This window comes from Polaromonas aquatica (assembly GCF_042659145.1).
Classification (GTDB): Bacteria; Pseudomonadota; Gammaproteobacteria; order Burkholderiales; family Burkholderiaceae_C; genus Polaromonas; species Polaromonas aquatica.
Window position 1 is genome coordinate 75,928 of sequence record NZ_JBHSRS010000015.1, and the last position, 16,966, is coordinate 92,893.

Annotated in this window: 10 protein-coding genes; 6 read left to right on the top strand and 4 right to left on the bottom strand. The window is 67.8% G+C overall.

The window, feature by feature from the left end; all coding sequences use genetic code 11:
- From ACFQND_RS06750 to ACFQND_RS06775, 6 genes are read left to right on the top strand one after another with little or no spacing between them, the layout of a single operon-like run.
- Entirely contained in the window at positions 1–333 is a 333-nt protein-coding gene (locus ACFQND_RS06750; protein WP_123787509.1) for a hypothetical protein, read from the top strand.
- Positions 330–1,715, top strand: coding sequence for a P-type conjugative transfer protein TrbL (gene trbL / locus ACFQND_RS06755; protein ID WP_123787510.1), 1,386 nt, complete (start codon positions 330–332; stop codon positions 1,713–1,715). Before ACFQND_RS06750 ends, trbL begins: the two co-directional genes overlap by 4 nt.
- Positions 1,716–1,727: 12 nt before the next feature.
- Positions 1,728–2,432: a conjugal transfer protein TrbF gene (gene trbF / locus ACFQND_RS06760; RefSeq protein ID WP_123787511.1), complete on the top strand. Its 705-nt coding sequence runs from the start codon at positions 1,728–1,730 to the stop codon at positions 2,430–2,432.
- Positions 2,429–3,421 carry a P-type conjugative transfer protein TrbG gene (gene trbG / locus ACFQND_RS06765; protein WP_123787512.1) on the top strand — a complete coding sequence of 331 codons (993 nt, stop codon included), beginning with the start codon at positions 2,429–2,431 and terminating at the stop codon, positions 3,419–3,421. Before trbF ends, trbG begins: the two co-directional genes overlap by 4 nt.
- A 2-nt stretch (positions 3,422–3,423) precedes the next feature.
- The gene (locus ACFQND_RS06770) at positions 3,424–4,710 is read left to right on the top strand and encodes a TrbI/VirB10 family protein (RefSeq protein WP_123787513.1); all 1,287 of its coding nucleotides are present in this window, start codon (positions 3,424–3,426) and stop codon (positions 4,708–4,710) included.
- On the top strand, positions 4,707–4,949 hold the full coding sequence (locus tag ACFQND_RS06775) for a DUF2274 domain-containing protein (RefSeq protein WP_123787514.1): 243 nt from the start codon (positions 4,707–4,709) through the stop codon (positions 4,947–4,949). The genes ACFQND_RS06770 and ACFQND_RS06775 overlap by 4 nt, the downstream gene beginning before the upstream one ends.
- A 366-nt stretch (positions 4,950–5,315) precedes the next feature.
- Here ACFQND_RS06775 and ACFQND_RS06780 read toward each other — a convergent pair whose 3' ends face one another.
- The 4 genes from ACFQND_RS06780 to ACFQND_RS06795 form a co-directional block, all read right to left on the bottom strand.
- Positions 5,316–6,413: a S1 family peptidase gene (locus ACFQND_RS06780; protein WP_252978784.1), complete on the bottom strand. Its 1,098-nt coding sequence runs from the start codon at positions 6,411–6,413 to the stop codon at positions 5,316–5,318.
- Between the two features lie 14 nt (positions 6,414–6,427).
- Positions 6,428–6,640, bottom strand: a complete 213-nt coding sequence (gene cspE / locus ACFQND_RS06785; protein WP_123787515.1) for a transcription antiterminator/RNA stability regulator CspE — start codon at positions 6,638–6,640, stop codon at positions 6,428–6,430.
- Positions 6,641–6,836: 196 nt separating this feature from the next.
- The gene (gene nhaA, locus ACFQND_RS06790) at positions 6,837–8,186 is read right to left on the bottom strand and encodes a Na+/H+ antiporter NhaA (protein ID WP_123787516.1); all 1,350 of its coding nucleotides are present in this window, start codon (positions 8,184–8,186) and stop codon (positions 6,837–6,839) included.
- 34 nt (positions 8,187–8,220) lie between these two features.
- A complete protein-coding gene (locus ACFQND_RS06795) occupies positions 8,221–16,791 on the bottom strand; it encodes a GH36-type glycosyl hydrolase domain-containing protein (RefSeq protein WP_343499475.1) in 8,571 nt (2,856 codons plus the stop codon).
- Positions 16,792–16,966 lie beyond the last annotated feature (175 nt).

Here is a 16,966-nt window from a genome sequence, read left to right on the forward strand (position 1 = left end):
ATGCGATGCGTCCTCGCCCTGTCGGTTTCGCTGCTTGTGGCGCTGCTGGCCGCGTGCAGCGAGCAGCCGGCCGACAACCTTGCCGATGCCCTGGCCGCCGATCCCGTGCGGCTCAAGGCATTGCGCGCGCAATGCGCAGCCGACCGGCAAGCCACGGGCGAGGACGCTTGCCGCGCCGCCGCCGAAGCCTTCCGGCGGCGCTTCTTTTCCGGCGAGGCTGGGCCGGATGAATACCGGACGCTGGCCGATCTGCCGCCGATCCCGCCGAGTTTCGATGAGCCGGCCGATGGCGTGGCGCCAGCAATGCCGACCGAACCGGAGGGCACGCCATGAATGACGTGACCATCATCGACCAGTTCCTCAACACCTTCTCCGCCTACATCGACTCGGGTTTCGGGCTGCTGCGGGGCGAAGTGGCGTTCCTCACGGCCACGCTGATCGTCATCGACATGACGGTCGCCGGCCTGTATTGGGCCATGAGCCATGCCACCGGCCAAGGCGAGGACGTGATCGCCAAGCTGCTGCGCAAGGTGCTCTACGTCGGCGCCTTCGCGTACATCCTCAACAACTTCAACTGGCTAGCCAGCATCGTGTTCCGCTCGTTCGCGGGGCTGGGCATCACCGCCACCGGCTCGGCCATCACGATGGAGAACTTCTTGCAGCCGGGCCGGCTGGCGAAAACCGGCATCGACGCCGGAGCGCCGATCTTGAAGCAGATCGGCGACATGGCCGGGTTCCCCGAAGTGTTTGCCAGTCTCGATCCCATCGTCGTGCTGTTCCTCGCGTGGCTGGTCGTGGTGCTGTGCTTCTTCGTGCTGGCGATCCAGCTTTTCATCACGCTGATCGAGTTCAAGCTGACCACGCTCGCCGGCTTCGTGCTGGTGCCGTTCGCGCTGTGGAACAAGACCAGCTTCCTCGCCGAGAAGGTGCTGGGCAATGTCGTGGCCGCCGGCATCAAGGTGCTGGTGCTGGCCGTGATCGTCGGCATCGGCTCGGGTTTGTTCTCGCAGTTCCAAGTCCATCCCGCCGAACCAAACATCGACCACGCGCTGGTCATCATGCTGGCCTCGCTCACCTTGCTGGCGCTCGGGATCTTCGGCCCCGGCATCGCTACGGGCCTAGTGTCCGGCGCGCCGCAGCTCGGCGCGGGCGCGATGGCCGGTGCCGCCGTCGGCGCAGCCGGAACGGCAGTGGCTGTCGGTGCTGCCGCGACGGGCGTTGGCGGTGCGGTCGCCGCTGGTGCCCGCATGGCCCCGGCCGCCGCCAAGTTGGCCGGCGCTGGCGCGCGTGCGGCCACGTCGGCGGCTGGCAGTGCGAAATCGGCGTTCCAGGCCGGCTCCGCCGCCGCAGGCGGTGGTGCGAAAGGCGCAATGGCGGGCCTGGGCAACGCCGCCAAGACCGGCGCGCAGGCAGCCGGGCGAGGCGCTGCATCCCGCGCCTCCACTGCCGGGCAGCGCATGGCCGCTCCCTTCCGCGCTGGCTGGAACGGCGCTGCTGCCGATGGCGGCGCGGGGGCGGCATCCGGTCAGGGTGCCGCAGGCGAGGCCGCATCTGGCGCCGCTACGGCGCAGACACAGGAACAGCCCGCTTGGGCCAAGCGCCTGCATCGCCGCCAGCAACTCACTCACGCCGCGACCACCACCGCCCACGCGCTGCGCGGGGGCGATGGCGGCGGCTCCGGCCAGGGGCCGAGCCTGCGCGATTCCGATTCATAAGGAGAACTGACCATGCGATTCAAGAAACCGCAGGTGCGCTACGCCGACACGCCGCAGCCTGCCACGCCGTACCAAGCTGCCGGCCAGGTGTGGGACGAGCGCATCGGCTCGCCGCGCGTCCAGGCGAAGAACTGGCGCCTGATGGCCTTCGGCTGCCTGACGCTTGCGCTGCTGATGGCCGGCGGCTTGGTGTGGCGCTCGGCGCAATCCATCGTGACGCCCTACGTCGTGGAGGTGGACAACGCGGGCCAGGTACGCGCCGTGGGCGAAGCCGCCACGCCATACCGGCCCAACGATGCGCAGACCGCGCACCACATCGCGCGCTTCGTGACGCTGGTGCGCTCGCTGTCCATCGACCCCATCGTCGTCCGCCAGAACTGGCTCGACGCCTACGACTACACGACCGACAAGGGCGCGGCCGTGCTCAACGACTACGCGCGGGTCAACGACCCGTTCGCGCGCATCGGCAAGGAGTCGGTGACGGCGCAGATCACCAGCGTCGTGCGCGCCAGCGACACGTCTTTCAACGTGCGCTGGACGGAACGCCGCTACGTCAACGGCGCCGCGGCGGGCTTGGAGCGGTGGACGGCCGTGGTGTCCATCGTGCTCCAGCCGCCGCGCACCGAAGAACGCCTGCGCCAGAACCCCCTGGGCATCTACGTCAACGGCCTGTCATGGAGCCGCGAACTGGACTCTTCCGAAGGAGCCAAGCCATGAATGATCTTTTCCGTAAATCCGCCTTGCCGGTGATCTTGCTTGCCCTGGCGGGCTGCGCCACGCAGGGCAAGCCACCGCCGACCATCTCGCTCGATGAGCCGGTACAGGCCCGGCCGCTACCCGAGCCACCCGCGCCGGTGGAGGTGGTGGCGGTGCCCGAGGTACTGCCGATGCCGGCGCAGTTGAAGCCATTGCCCGAAGCCGAGGACGCCAAGCCCACGCCGGAGCCAGCCGACGAGAAGGTGCGCGTCTCACGGGCCAATGCCGAGGCGCGCGTCGCACCCACGCGCGAGGGATACGTCAACGCGATTCAGGTGTGGCCGTTCACCGATGGCGCGCTCTACCAAGTCTATGCAGCCGTGGGCCGCGTGACCGTGGTTTCGCTACAGCCGGGCGAGGAGCTGGTGACGGTGGCCGCTGGTGATACCGTGCGCTGGATCGTTGGCGATACGTCGAGCGGCAGCGGTGCTGACCTGCGCGTCAATGTGCTGGTCAAGCCGATCCGCTCGGGCCTCAAGACCAATCTCGTCATCACCACCAACCGCAGGACGTACCTGCTGGAGTTGGCTTCGACGGAAAAGACGTGGATGGCGTCGGCTTCTTGGGAGTATCCGCGTGACCGGATGCTGGCCTTGCAGCGCCAGGCGCAGGCGGCCAGCGCCGCCGCGCCGGTGGACTCCGGCTTGTCGCTGGAAAACCTGCGCTTCCGCTACGCGGTCAGCGGTAGCAACCCGCCGTGGAAGCCGCTGCGCGCCTTCGACGACGGGCAGAAGGTCTATATCCAGTTCCCCGCCGGCATCGCGCAAGGCGAGCTGCCGCCGCTGTTCGTAATCGGGCCGGAAGGCGACGGGCAACTGGTCAACTACCGCTTCCGCTCGCCGTACTACATCGTGGATCGGCTGTTCGGTGCCGCCGAACTGCGCCTGGGCGGCGACAAGGGCGACGTGGTGCGAATTGAGCGCACGGACGGCGTTGCGCGGAGGAACTGACCATGAGCCAGGACGACACCCCCGACCTCGCCACGCCGCAGGCAGGCAAGGTCGCGCCGGAAGCGGTGGCGCTGCGCGCCCAGCCGCGCCCGGTCACTCGCTTGAACCGGCGCACGCTGGCCATCCTCGTCGGCGGCCTGTCGGTCGCCGTCCTTGGGGCCACGATCTGGTCGCTGCAACCGCAGCGGCGCGGTACGGGCGAGCAAACCGAGCTTTACAACGTGGATCGCGTCTCGAAGTCCGAAGGGCTGGATGCGCTACCGACGGACTACTCGAAGCTGCCGCCAGCCTTGCCGCCCGATGTGCCCGAGCTGGGGCCGCCGTTGCCCGGCGACCTTGGCCCGGCCATCGTCGCTTCGCAGCAGCCGGTGACGCCGGGCTATTCGCCGCCAGGCCATGATCCCGAAGATGCCTTGCGCAAGGAGGCGGACGCGGCGGCGGCCTCGTCGGTGTTCTTCCGCTCGGGCGGCCAGAGCCAAGCCGCCGCCACGGTCGCGCAAGCTGCGCCGGGTGCGCCTGGTGTTGCAAACACACTTGCGGCCTTCGATCCTCTCGCTGCCGGGCCTGCCTCGACGGCGGCCCAGCCCGCCGACCCGACGACCGTGCAGAACCGGCAAGACCAGAAAGAGGCGTTCCTGAAAGCCGGTTCTACGGAAACCCGCAATTCCGGCAATCTGGCGCTGCCCGCGTCGCCTTATCAGGTGATGGCCGGAACGGTGATCGCCGGCGCGCTGGTGACAGGCATCAAGTCGGACTTGCCGGGCGACGTGATCGGCACTGTGACGGAGCCGGTCTATGACACGGCCACCGGCAAGTTCCTGCTGATCCCGCAGGGGTCGCGCATCCTAGGGCGCTACAACAGCCAGGTCAGCTACGGGCAGAGCCGCGTGCAAGTGGTATGGAACCGGATCATCCTGCCCGACACGTCCTCGCTGACGCTCGACAACCTAGTGGGCACCGACCCGGCCGGCTACGCGGGCTTGGAGGACGACGTGGACTGGCACTGGAACCGCATCTTTGCCGGTGCGGTGCTGACGACGCTGCTGGGTGTCGGCGCCGAGCTGGCCGCGCCGGAGAACCGCCAGGACGGCAACCGCATCGTCATCGCCGGGCGTGACAGCGCCCAGGACAGCATCAATCAGGTTGGCCAAGAGATCACCCGGCGCAATATGAACATCCAGCCGACGCTGACCACGCGGCCCGGCCTGCCGGTGCGGATCATCGTCAACCGGGATCTGGTGCTGCGGCCCTACCAGCCCCTGTTCTTCAATCGGGGAGCTTCGCAATGAACGCGACCAAGAAACTGCGGCTTGGGCCGCTGCCCAAGACCGAGAACGTCAAGCTTACCTTCGCGTGCCCGGCCGGCCTGAAAGCCGACCTCGACCGCTACGCCGCGCTGCACGCGCAGGTGTATGGCGAGGCGGTCGATGCAGAGAAGTTGATCCCGCACATGCTGGAGGCGTTCATGGCGGGGGATCGTGGTTTCAAGAGGGGAGGGCAGGCAACGCCGAAGCCACCGGCGAAGTGAGGCTTGGAGGAAGACCGCTGTGCTTGTCTGCGCTATCCTAGAGGGTGATTGACGATGGAGTTGCCAGAGTCGTCGCCCCTCAAATCCCTCCATCTTCCGCACCAGACAAAGCTCTTGTCGGATGACGGTAAAAGCGACGGTAATGGCCCATGTCGATCATCGCAAATCCCTTTAACCACGCGGGCTTGCGTGGCCTGTTGATGATCGAGTGGGCCCGGAGGGCTACAGAGTAGCAGGGCGAGCTTTGTCGTGGTTTAGCTAGGCATTCCAGTTCGCTCGCGCATAGCCCCAACTGCTGTTCAGCAGAAGCTGAACGCACAGTGCGCGTGCGTGATGGCCTGGGCCCTCATTTCAGGTGACGAATCGCTACTTGGTTTGGGTCAGCACCATCAGAACATCTGCGTACCAAGCGCAATTGAGTCCAAGCGACTCATCTTTGATCAGGTCGCGGGTGAGCATGTCCATGCGCGTGGAATGCACGCCGAGCAACTGCCAAGTCGGCAGAGAGGACCTGCGTCCTTGGTTTGTGCTCCTGCGTCGAACGACAGGCGCACCGCTGCTGCCACGGTGTGTGCGGGCATCGGTCAGGAAGTAGCCCTGTTGCTGGAAGCGCACGCCGTACGCCGAGGCGATTGATGCGCTGCGGGCCACTGCGAGGTGATGGACCGTGTCGTGAAATCCCAGCGGAAAGCCAACGACCATCAGATTGTCTCCAATGGCCACGTCCTCGTCTTGAGGGTCAAGGTGCGACTTGTCGAAGGCATGCAGCACCGCGCCTTCTGGTAAGCGACTGGTCTGAATCTCGATGGTGGCGATATCCACAGCGCCACCCGTGTCGGCGGCCTGTCGCCACAGCGCGAGGCCGTTCTCATAGAGCGGTATGGAGAAGGTCGCGTACTGGGTCAGGTTGCTTGCATCGGTATGCAACTCGATTTCGACGCGGTCGGGAAAGTGCTCGCTTGGTTCATCGGACAAGACATGCCGGTTCGTCACAAGGAACAGTCGATCATCACGGCGGAAGAAAAAACCGCTTGCACCCGTTAACAGTCGCGCTCCGACGTAGGTGCGGATGTGTGTGGTGGTCAGCAGAATGGCCTCGACGGCCTGCCGTGGATGGATGTTTTCCTGGGGTGTCTCGGTCCCAGCAAGCACCGCGCGCGTTCTGGCAATGTCCCGTTCAAAAGCGGCCAGTACATGGTCTGAAATGGGGGTGTTCAGAATGACCGTTCGAGCTGCTTCGGCATGTGCTTCAAACGAACGCACCAGGATGTCGTGGGTAGTGGGCGGCAGTGCTTCTAGCAGAGAAGGAAGCAGTGCGTCCAATGCGATCAGGCTTCCTTTGAGTTCGCAGATGCGCTCGGTGGCCTCCTGCAGATTCTTCATGGCAACGATGCCTTCCAGAAATGACAAAACGCGGATGAACCGCGCTTGGGAGGAGTGTGTGGAGAAGTCTGGCTGGGCCATTACGCCCAATGCCTTCAGCTCACGGCACGAATGTTGGAGGCTTGGGGGCCCTTGGCGCCCTGGGTGACTTCGAACTGCACGTGCTGGTTCTCAGTCAGGGTCTTGAAGCCGCCGGCCTGGATTTCACGGAAGTGAGCAAAAAGGTCCTTGCTTCCGTTGTCGGGGGCGATGAAGCCAAAGCCCTTGTCTTCGTTGAACCATTTCACGGTTCCGGTTTGTGTCATCATATCGAATTCCTTTCGAGGTTGCCGGGACGCAAAAACGCATCCGGCGAAGAGACGCCAAGAAAATCATCAAGGGAGATTCGACACAGCCGCGGGAGAAGCCCGGGAGAGGCGGAAAAAGACCGATGCAATGATGGCCTTGCACATCTCAACGAACCCATAGTACGCGCATTGCGTCCTGCGTGCCGGTTTTCCTGACTTATATTTTCCTTGGCTCGTCAAGCGCCTGTGCTCGTGACATCCACATCAGCAGCGCCAAGCCCACGGCCGCCGAGAACAGCGAGGCCAGGAAGATGCCGATCTTCGCGCTTTCCATCACCGGGCCGACCAAGGCCAGATTGGCAATGAATAGCGCCATCGTGAAACCGATACCGGCCAGGAAGCTGCCGCCCGCGATGCTGCCCCAGTTCAGATCCGGAGGGCGGATCGCAAGGCCGAAGCGCAGAGCCAGCCAACTGAAAAGAAGAATGCCTGCTGGCTTGCCGACAGCGAAGCCCAGGAACACCGCCGCTGCAACCGGCTGGGTGGCACTGGCCCACGAGAGTGCCAAGCCTGCATTGGCGAGGGCGAAGATCGGCATGATGCAGAAGCTGACCCACGGGTGCAGCGCCATCTCCAGGCGCTCGACCGGCGAGAGCGACTCGCGCGCGGCAATCTCCGCCACCTGCAGCGTTCTTCGATCACTTGTGTGGGCGCTGCCCTGATTGCCTGCAGGATGGGCGATGACTTGCCCCAGGATCGCGTAGAGCCGGCTGTCGCTTACCCAACGCCTCGCAGGTGTCATCAGCCCAAGGATCACACCGGTGACCGTGGCGTGGAGTCCGGACGCGTCGATGGCCAGCCAGGTGGCGCTGCCCACGAGGACATAGATGGGGATGCTCCGTATGCCGGCGGCAGCCAGTGCGCGCAGGATGCCGATGCACAACCCGGCCAGGGCGAGCATGCGCCAGTCCATGTGGTGGCTGTATCCGACAGCGACCACCAAGATGGCGCCGATGTCATCGACGATCGCCAGGAACAGCATGAACACCCGCAGGCTGTGCGGAATGCGCTTGCCGAGCAATGCCAGGCAGGCAATGACGAATGCGGTGTCGGTGGCCATCACAATCCCCCAGCCATGCTGGCCGGGTTGCGCCCACTGCAGTGCTAGGTAGACGGCGGCGGGCGCGACCATGCCGCCCAATGCCGCAGCGATGGACAAGGCTGCCATGCGCGGGTTGCGCATTTCACCCAGGACGGCTTCGCGCTTGAGTTCGAGCGCTACTAGGAAGAAAAACAGTGTCATTAGCCCGTCGTTGATCCAGCCTTTGAGCGAACGACCGAATTCGAATTCTCCGAGCCGCAGTTCGACCCGCGTTTCCCAGATGCCGAAGAAAGCATCTGCCCATGGAGAATTGGACAGGAGGAGGGCGGCGATGGTGAACACCAGCAGGACGGCACCACCTGCCGCCTCGATGTGCAGAAATCGGACAAAGGGCGGGGCGATCCGGTCGATTAAGGCCCGAGGGAGCTGGACGGGTGCGGTGGAGTCGGGTCGTGGGTCATTCATGGTTTTGCCGCATGGCATTGGGGTGAGCTTGCCTTCACAACGTGACCACCAGCCGATGCTCGCCCGGTGTGAGCGGCACGCGCAAGGCACCGCCGTCGCTGGTCAGCGTCATGCCGTCCAGGACCGCCGACGAGATCCCGGCGCAGCGCATCCCGGGCGATTCGATCTGGATGGCGTAGCGCGCCGCGCCGAGGATGATCTCGGCCTCGAATCCGGGCCATTCGGCAGGGATGCATGGATCAATGACGAGTACCTCGCCTTCGCGGCGAATGCCCAGGATCCCTTCCACACCTGCGCGGTGCATCCACCCGGCGGCGCCGGTGTACCAGGTCCAGCCGCCCCGGCCTTCGTGCGGCGGCACCGAATACACGTCGGCCGCCACCACGTAGGGCTCCACTCGGTAGCGCGCGGCCTCCTGTGGGGTGCGCGCATGGTTGATGGGGTTGACCAGCGCGAACAGCGCATGGGCGTGCGCGCCCGCCTGCGGGTCGGTGCGCAACTGCGTGAGCGCCAGGATGGCCCACATGGCCGCGTGGCTGTACTGGCCGCCGTTTTCGCGCAGGCCCGGCGGGTAGCCCTTGATGTAGCCGGGGTCGCGCGGGGTGTGTGCGAAGGGCGGGGCGAAGAGCAGCGCCAGCCTGGGTTCTGGCATCAGCAAGTGCGTGCGCAGAGAATCCATCGCTGCATGCGCGCGGCCCGGGTCGGCGGCGCCGGACAGCACGGCCCAGGATTGGGCGATCGAATCGATGCGGCATTCCTCGTTGTCACGGGTACCCAGCCAAGTGCCGTCGTCGAAGGTGGCGCGCCGGTACCAGGCGCCGTCCCAGGCCTCGCGCTCCAGCGCGGCGGTCACAGACTGGGCATGGGCGCGCCAGCGCGCGGCCCGGGCTGGGTCGCGCGTTTCGGCCAGCGGGCCGAAGAGGGCCAGCGTGCGCACCAGCAACCAGCCCAGCCACACGCTCTGGCCCCGGCCTTCCTGGCCCATGCGGTTCATGCCGTCGTTCCAGTCTCCGGTTCCCATCAGCGGCAGGCCGAGTTCGCCGGTGAGCGCGATGCTCTGGTCCAGCGCGCGTGCGCAGTGCTCGAACAGGGTCGCCGAGGTGCCGGCGGGCATCGGCTGGAAGAATGCGTCATGTTCGCCCGCCTGCAGGGCGGGCCCTTCCAGGAAGGCGATGGGTTCGTCGAGCATCGCCGCATCGCCCGAGACGGCCACGTAGCTGGCCGCGGCGAAGGCCAACCAGACGCGGTCGTCCGAGATGCGTGTGCGCACGCCCTGGCCCGAGTGCGGCAGCCACCAGTGCTGCACGTCGCCCTCGACGAACTGGCGGCCCGCGGCGCGCAGCAGGTGTCGGCGCGTCTCTTCGGGCCGCGCGAATGTGAGCGCCATGCCGTCCTGCAACTGGTCGCGAAAGCCGTAGGCGCCGCTGGCCTGGTAGAAGGCCGAGCGGGCCCAGATGCGGCAGGCCAGCGTCTGGTAGAGCAGCCAGCCGTTGAGCAGGATGTCCATTGCGCGGTCGGGCGTGCGCACTTGTACGGCGCCGAGCAGGTCGTCCCAATGATCCTGCACCCGCTGCAGTTCGATGTCCAGGTCAGCCTCGCGCCAGCGCCCGGCCAGTGCCAGACTCTCCTGTGCGCTGCCGCACTGCCCGAGCAGGGCAACCATGTCCACCGACTCGCCGGGGCGCAGAACCAGGCTGCATTGCTGCGCGGCGCAAGGGTCCAGGCCCGCGCCCACCGCGCCGGACAAGAGCGTCCGGCTTCGCAATGCAGCGGGCGCGGCCAAGCTGCCGTGGCGGCCGAGGAACTCCGTGCGGTCGGCGGTCCAGGCGCTCTGCCGGCCCGCGAGGTCGGCGAAGGCGACGCGGCCCGGGAATGCGGTGCTCCAGGGGTTGCGCGCCAACAGAACGCCGCTGGCTGCGTCGACTTCGGTCAGGACGAAGGGCGCGCAGGCGGCACGCGAGGTGCCCAGAACCCATTCCGAATAGGCCGTGACCGACAGGCGCCGAGTCTGCGTGCTGCGGTTGCGCACAGTGAGGCGCGACACCTTGACCGGGTCATCCAGCGGCACGAACTGCAGCAGTTCCAGCGCGATGCCGTGCGCCTCGTGCGTGAAGCGGCTGTAGCCATGGCCGTGGCGCGCTACGTAGGTGCCGCCGTCGCGGATCGGCTGCGCGGTGGGGCTCCAGAGCTGTCCGCTCGCCTCGTCGCGTACGAAGAAGGCTTCGCCGGTCGGATCGGTCACCGGATCGTTGGACCATGGGGTGAGTTGGTTCTCACGGCTGTTGCCGGCCCAGGTGCTGGCGCTGCCATCAACCGAGACCTGGAAGCCGAAGCCCGGGTTGGCGATGACGTTGATCCAGGGTGCGGGTGTGGTCTGGCCATCGGCGAGGACGGTCACGTATTCGCGGCCTCCCTGGTCGAAACCGCCGAGTCCGTTGAAGAACTCCAGCCGCGCCGTGTCCATGCCCTGCGCCCGCCTGGGCAGCGCGGAGGAGGGCGGCTGCGCGGCCGCCTCGAGTGCAGGGCTTGCGGTGAGTGCTGCCTGGGGCAGGCGCGCGATTTGTCGAGCGATGTCGCCCCGACGCGCCAGCAGCACCACGCGGGCCGCTGACTGCAGCAGGGCGCGGGCCGACGTGTCCATCAAGTCTGCACGCAGCGTATGGACCACACCCCGGGCCATCGCTTCGCCGTCCAGTCGGGGGCGCGACTGGCTGCGGCGCACGGCGGTCTCGATGGCGGTCTGCAGATCCTGCACATAGGACGAGGCACGCTCGTTGACGATCACCAGGTCGACGCTCAGTCCCTTCATGCGCCAGTACTCGTGCGCGCGCAGCAGTTGGCGCACCTGGGCGATGTCTTCGATGTCGTCGATGCGCAGCAGCACGATCGGCAAGTCGCCCGAGACCGCGTGCCGCCACAGGCCCGACTGCGGGCCGGCGCCTCGTGTGATCGCTTCGGCCGGCGTGCGAAAGCGTGCGTCGGCATAGAGGATGGGCGCGGCCAGTCGCTGAAAATCCGCGGCTTCGTCGGCCTCGATGCCGATGTGCCGCAACTGCACCTGGGCCTGGGTCCAGGCCAGCGTGCGTGCGCGCTCGAAGGCACTGCGGTCGTGATGCTGGTCGACCAGGTCGAGCAGCGCCTCGCGCGTGGGAGCCACCAGCGTCCAGAAGGCCAGGCGCGCCATCCGGCCGGGGGCGATGCGCACGCGGTGCCGCACCGAAAAGACCGGGTCCAGCACCGTGCCGGCCGTGCCGGACAGCGCGGCGCCGTCCGCCATGGCCTGCGCCGTGGCGGCCGTGCGGCCCCGGCCCAGGAAGCGCGCCCGGTCGGATTCGTACTGCGCCGGGCCTATGGCGATGCCTTCGACGACCGCGAAATGCGCGGCCCAAACCGGTGGCTCGTCCGGCGTGCACGGGCGGCGGGTGGCGATCAGGGCGCCGAACTCGGGCAGGTATTCGGTCTGCACGAACAGCTTGGCGAAGGCCGGATGGGCATCGTCGGCTGCGGCCGGCGCGAGCACCACCTCGGCGTAGGAGGTGAGCTCGACCTCGCGCGCCTTGCGGCCGGTATTGACGACCGTCACGCGTCGCACCTCGCCGTCGGCTTCGGCCGACACCAACACCTCCATCGTGGTCGTCAAGCTGCCGTCGTGCCGCGTGAAGGTGGCGTGGTCCTCGGCGAAGACCACCTCGTGGCTGTCGGCCGTCACGCCCAGGGGCTGCGCCGCGGCGGACCAGACTCGGCCGCTGTCCGTGTCGCGTAGATAGACGTAGGCGCCCCAGTCGTCGCGGGTCGCATCCTCGCGCCAGCGGGTCACGGCCAGGTCGCGCCAGCGGCTGTAGCCGGTGCCCGCCGCGGTCAGCATGACAGCGTAGCGCCCGTTGGATAGCAGGTGCGTGGAAGGTGCCGCCGTAGCCGACGGGTCCATGCGCCGCACCGCGTGCAAGCCGCCATGCGGATCGGCTGCGCCCGAGGGTACCTCCTCGGCGCGTGCGTGCGCTACGGGGACGAGGCGCGGCGTGCGCTCCTGCAGCAGCAGTTCGCAGGCCTGGATCATCGGTTCGCGATGGAAGCGTTCGCGCATGCGCGCACCCTGCAGCGTGTTGGCAATGGCGACGAGGGTCATGCCCTGGTGGTGCGCCATGTAGTTGCGCAGGATGGCAACCTGCGACCCGTCGGGCAGGCGGGCACGCGTGAAGTCCAGCGCTTCGTAGAAACCGTGGTGCCCGAGCGCGCCGAGTTGTCGCAGGCGCTCGAAGTTGAGCTGCGCGAGCCCCGCATCGACCATGGTGGCCAGACCGGTAGCGTAGGGCGCGATCACCAGGTCCTCGGCCAGGCCGCGCTTGAGGCCCAGGCCTGGCACGCCAAAGTTGGAGTACTGGTATGTGAACTCCAGATCGCGGGCGTTGTAGGCCGATTCGGAGATACCCCATGGCACGCCCATCAGCCGGCCGTAGGCCACCTGGTGCTGCACGATCAGGCGGTTGGTCTGCTCCAGCAGGCTGCCGGCTGGCGCGCGCATCACCAGCGAGGGCATCAGGTACTCGAACATCGACCCGGACCAGGACACCAGGGCCGATCCGTGGCCCACGGGGATGGCGCTACGGCCCAGGCGAAACCAGTGGCGCGTGGGCACGTCGCCCTTGGCGATCGCGAACAGGCTGGCCAGCCGCGCTTCGGACGCCAGCAAGTCGTAGCAGTTGGCGTCGAGCACGTTCTCCACCGCAGCATAGCCGATGGACAGCAGCTTGCGCTCGGGGTCCAGCAGGAAGGCGAAGTCCATCCCAAGTGCCAGCGCGCGCGCCTGCCGCGCCAGTGCCTGCCAGCGGGCATCGAGAGGATGCGTCGCGGCGGCGAACGCGGTGGCGTCGCGTGTTTGCTGTTCGACCCGTTGGCGCAGCGTCTCGGTCCAGAACAGCAGATCGTCGCTTTCGGCCTGCGCCGTCGGGGTCAGCGCCCGCGCTTCTTCCACCGCCTTGTCGGTCAGGCGCTGGAGCACCGGGAGGAACAGGTCGGCAGGGCCCTGGAGCCCGGCGTCGATGTCGTCGAGGAGGGTCTGCAGCCGCTGGCCCTGCAGCCCTTGAGCCGCGGGTTTGGCGGATGCGGACTCGCGGGCCAGCGCGAGTGCATCGCTGGCGCCCTCCGTCCAGTCGGCCGGCAGCGGCGCACCCATCCATTCCTCGCAGGCGTTGGCCAGCGCGATCAGGTGGCCTGCCAGGTTGCCGCTGTCCACCGACGACACGTAGGCCGGTGCCAGCACCCGGGTCGTGCGCGTGTCGTACCAGTTGTAGAAATGGCCTCGGAACCGCTCCAGCGTCTGCAGGGTGGCGAAAGTCGCTTCCAGGCGTTCGCAGGTCTGCAGTGCTCCAGCCCAACCGAAGTCGCGGGCCGCCACCGCCGACAGCAGGTACAGGCCGACGTTGGTGGGGGAGGTACGGTGCGCGACCACCGGCTTCGGGTCTTCCTGGAAGTTGTCCGGCGGCAGCATGTGCTCGGCCGGCGTCACGAAGGTTTCGAAGAAGCGCCAGGTGCGCCGTGCCGTGCGCCGCAGGGCCAAGGCATCGGCGAGTTGGGGTGCGCCGGATGGCACGAGCGGCGGGCGGCGGCTGGCGCGCCAAGCCAGGGCTGGCGCCGCGAGCCAGAGCGCCAGCAGGAACAACGCCATGGGCCATGCCGCGGGCGAGAACACGCCAACGCTCACGGCCAGTGCCACGGCCAGCAGCACGCCGCCGGCCATCTGCGCATAGAAGCCCGCTACGCCGGGTCGCGGGCGAGCGGCGGACTGGGCCGCGGTCGTCCATTCCAGCAGGTGCCGATGGGTCGCGTACAGCCTGGTGAGCGTGCGCGTGATGGCGTCCAGCGCGCGCCAGGCCTGGTCCGGCAGCAGGGTCAGCGCCCAAGCCGCCTGCAGCGCGGCCATCCGAAGATCGCTGGCCAGCAGGCGCAGGTGGCTGCCCAGCCCGATGCCTGCGCGCGGCGGCCCCAGCCCCGCTAGGCTGGGCAAGAAGGCTGGCACGGCCAGCGCCAGCACCAGCAGCCCCATGGCCTGCAGTGACTGCGGCCAGGGCAGCCAGGCGCACAGCGCGAGGGCCAGCAGGCTCGTGGGCGCCAGCAGGGACCGCCGCAGGTTGTCGATCATCTTCCAGCGGCCCACCGGCGGCACGGCTGCGCCCGAGTGGCGCCGTCCTAGCACCCAGGGCAGGAGCTGCCAGTCGCCGCGCGTCCAGCGGTGTTGGCGCCGCGCGGCGACGTCGTAGCGGGCCGGGAATTCCTCGACCACCTCGACGTCCGACGCGAGCCCTGCGCGCGCGAACACGCCCTCGAACAGGTCGTGACTGAGCATTGTGTTCTCGGGGATGCGCCCGGCGAGCGCGGCCTCGAAGGCATCGACGTCGTAGATGCCCTTGCCGGTGTAGGAGCCTTCGCCGAACAGGTCCTGGTAGACGTCGGAGACGGCGGCCGCATAAAGGTCCATGCCGCCCGGGCCGGACGACAGGCGCTGGTAGAGCGAGCCTTCGCGGCCCAGCGGCAGCGCGGGCGTCACGCGCGGCTGCAGGATGGCGTAGCCGCCCGTCACGCGCTGTTCGACATCGCTCCAGCGCGCGCGGTTCAGGGGGTGGGCCATCTTGCCGATCAGTCTCAGCGCCGCGTCGCGCGGCAGCCGGGTGTCGGCGTCCAGCGTGATGACGTAGCGCACGCCGGCCAGGATGTCGGGTTGCTGGGCGTTGTCGGCAGCGCCGCCATCCAGCGGCATGAAGCTGGTGTCGGTGGCGCCACGCAGCAGCCGGTTGAGTTCATGGAGCTTGCCACGCTTGCGCTCCCAGCCCATCCAGCGGTTCTCGCTGGCGTTGAACCGGCGTCGCCGGTGCAGCAGGTAGAAGCGCTTGCCGCCCGGGGCCGGGCCATGCCGTTGGTTCAGTGCGGCGATGGTCTCCTGCGCGATGCCGATCAGGTGGGCGTCGCCGTCAAGCACTTCCGTGTCCGCGTCCAGACCGTCCGACAGTAGGGCAAAGGACAGGTCGCCACCTGCGCCGGCCAGATGGTGGACTTCAAGGCTCTCGATGTGGCTGAGCAGTTCTGCCTCGCTCGACAGCAGCGTGGGTACGACGACCAGTGTGCGCAGATTGGCAGGGACCCCATCGGCCAGCGCCAGGGCAGGGAGGCTCGTGGCGCCAGAGCGCGAGGCAACTGCGCGCTGGACCAGGGCCGTGGCCACCTCGGTGGCGGGCAGGAATGCGGCCAGCGCGAGCGCGGCCAGCAGCCCGCTGGGAACTGCTGCCGAGGCACCCGTGGCAAAGACGGCCCAGAACGCCAGGCCCAGCAACATCGCTGCCAGCACGAGGATGGCGGCCATGTAGCCGCCAAGCCCGAGGCGGACGTTGAAACGGTCGATGCGCACGGCCAGTGGCGGCCGGAATCCGATGGCCTGCTCCAATTTGCCACGCCCTTCGGCGATCAGGTAGTGGCCAGGATCCACGACCGTATCGGCGGTGCCGGCGTCCTGGACGCGAAGCGCCGGGCGTGCTTTCGCGGCCGCCAGCGCCAAGGCCTGCTCGACGATCGCGAGTTCGGACAGGAGCGAACCCCGGGCCAGTTGCTCAATGGCGGTGCGATAGCGGTTGCGCGTCGGAAAATCCATCTCCGCGAAAGCGCTGGCGGCCCGCAGTCGTGCATCCACCAAGCTGGTGCTCTCGAACAGGTCGGCCCAGTCGATGTCCGACATCAGCCGCATGCTGGTGATGACGTTGCGTACCGAGACGTTGGAGGCGCCCTGGCGCTGCTGTGCATGCAGGATGGCCTGGTCCGCATCCGTGCCCTGGCTGCGCAGCCGCTCGTCCAGCCATTGCAGGGCCGGCGTGGTGCGGGGATCTTGGTCGCGCAGGCGCTTGGCGAGCTGTGCGGCGAACAGTTCGGACACCGGGCCGCTCGCGCGCGTGGAAATGTCCTGGTCCAGTGCGGCATACGCGCCACCTGGCTCCAGCAGGTGGTCGGCGAGCCGTTGCGCGTCGGCGCGCGCGGCACGTCCGGCCGTGATCTGGTCGGCCAGCCGGCGCAGGTTCTCCACCAGCACAATGCGCAGGGTGATCGCCACGGCCCAGAGTTCGCTGATGTCCAGGGGCTGGACCTCCTGGTAGGCCGCAATGAAGCGGCGCAGGACGGCGGGGTCGAAGTGGCTGTCGGTATGGGCGACGAAGGCCCAGGCGAGCCCGAAGACACGTGGATAGCCCGCCAGTGGACCGTCGGCCAGCTTTGGCAACTGACGGTAGTAGCCGGGTGGCAGGTCGGTGCGGATCTCGCGTACCTGCGCCTCGACCACGTGGTAGTTGTCCAGCAGCCATTCGGCGGCCGGGACCACTCGGCGGCCCGCAGCGACTTCCGCAGCACCCGCACGGTAGGCCCGCAGCAGTTCGGTGGCGTTCCCGCGCAGCCGGCTATGCAGCGAAGGCACCCGGGGCGGGTTGGCGCTGACCTGCTGTGCCGCGGCGAGGCTGCGCGCGTGTTGCTCCAGGCGCTCGATGCCGAACAGTTCCTCGCGCACGGGTGCGGTGTCAGACCACGGCCCTTGGGCAGAGCGCTGAAAGGCGAAATGAAGAACGGAATGCATGGGCGCCTTTCAGGGCGCCACGGGCATGCGAGGCACCGCGATCAACCCGCCGAGAAGAAGATGGGCAAGATGGCCCTTGTGGAAGCGGCTGGGCGATGTGGCCCAGCACGCCTGTCAAGACTTCTTGGGAGTCCGCACCGGTGCCGCTACGGTCCTGGCCAGGACCGTGGGTGCC

Excerpts from the sequence above, each read along its gene's own strand:
- ACFQND_RS06770 (WP_123787513.1), top strand. The coding sequence starts at position 3,424 with ATGAGCCAGGACGACACCCCCGACCTCGCCACGCCGCAGGCAGGCAAG.
- ACFQND_RS06795 (WP_343499475.1), bottom strand. The coding sequence starts at position 16,791 with ATGCATTCCGTTCTTCATTTCGCCTTTCAGCGCTCTGCCCAAGGGCCG.
- ACFQND_RS06780 (WP_252978784.1), bottom strand. The coding sequence starts at position 6,413 with ATGGCCCAGCCAGACTTCTCCACACACTCCTCCCAAGCGCGGTTCATC.
- trbL (WP_123787510.1), top strand. The coding sequence starts at position 330 with ATGAATGACGTGACCATCATCGACCAGTTCCTCAACACCTTCTCCGCC.
- ACFQND_RS06750 (WP_123787509.1), top strand. The coding sequence starts at position 1 with ATGCGATGCGTCCTCGCCCTGTCGGTTTCGCTGCTTGTGGCGCTGCTG.
- trbF (WP_123787511.1), top strand. The coding sequence starts at position 1,728 with ATGCGATTCAAGAAACCGCAGGTGCGCTACGCCGACACGCCGCAGCCT.
- trbG (WP_123787512.1), top strand. The coding sequence starts at position 2,429 with ATGAATGATCTTTTCCGTAAATCCGCCTTGCCGGTGATCTTGCTTGCC.
- nhaA (WP_123787516.1), bottom strand. The coding sequence starts at position 8,186 with ATGAATGACCCACGACCCGACTCCACCGCACCCGTCCAGCTCCCTCGG.
- ACFQND_RS06775 (WP_123787514.1), top strand. The coding sequence starts at position 4,707 with ATGAACGCGACCAAGAAACTGCGGCTTGGGCCGCTGCCCAAGACCGAG.
- cspE (WP_123787515.1), bottom strand. The coding sequence starts at position 6,640 with ATGATGACACAAACCGGAACCGTGAAATGGTTCAACGAAGACAAGGGC.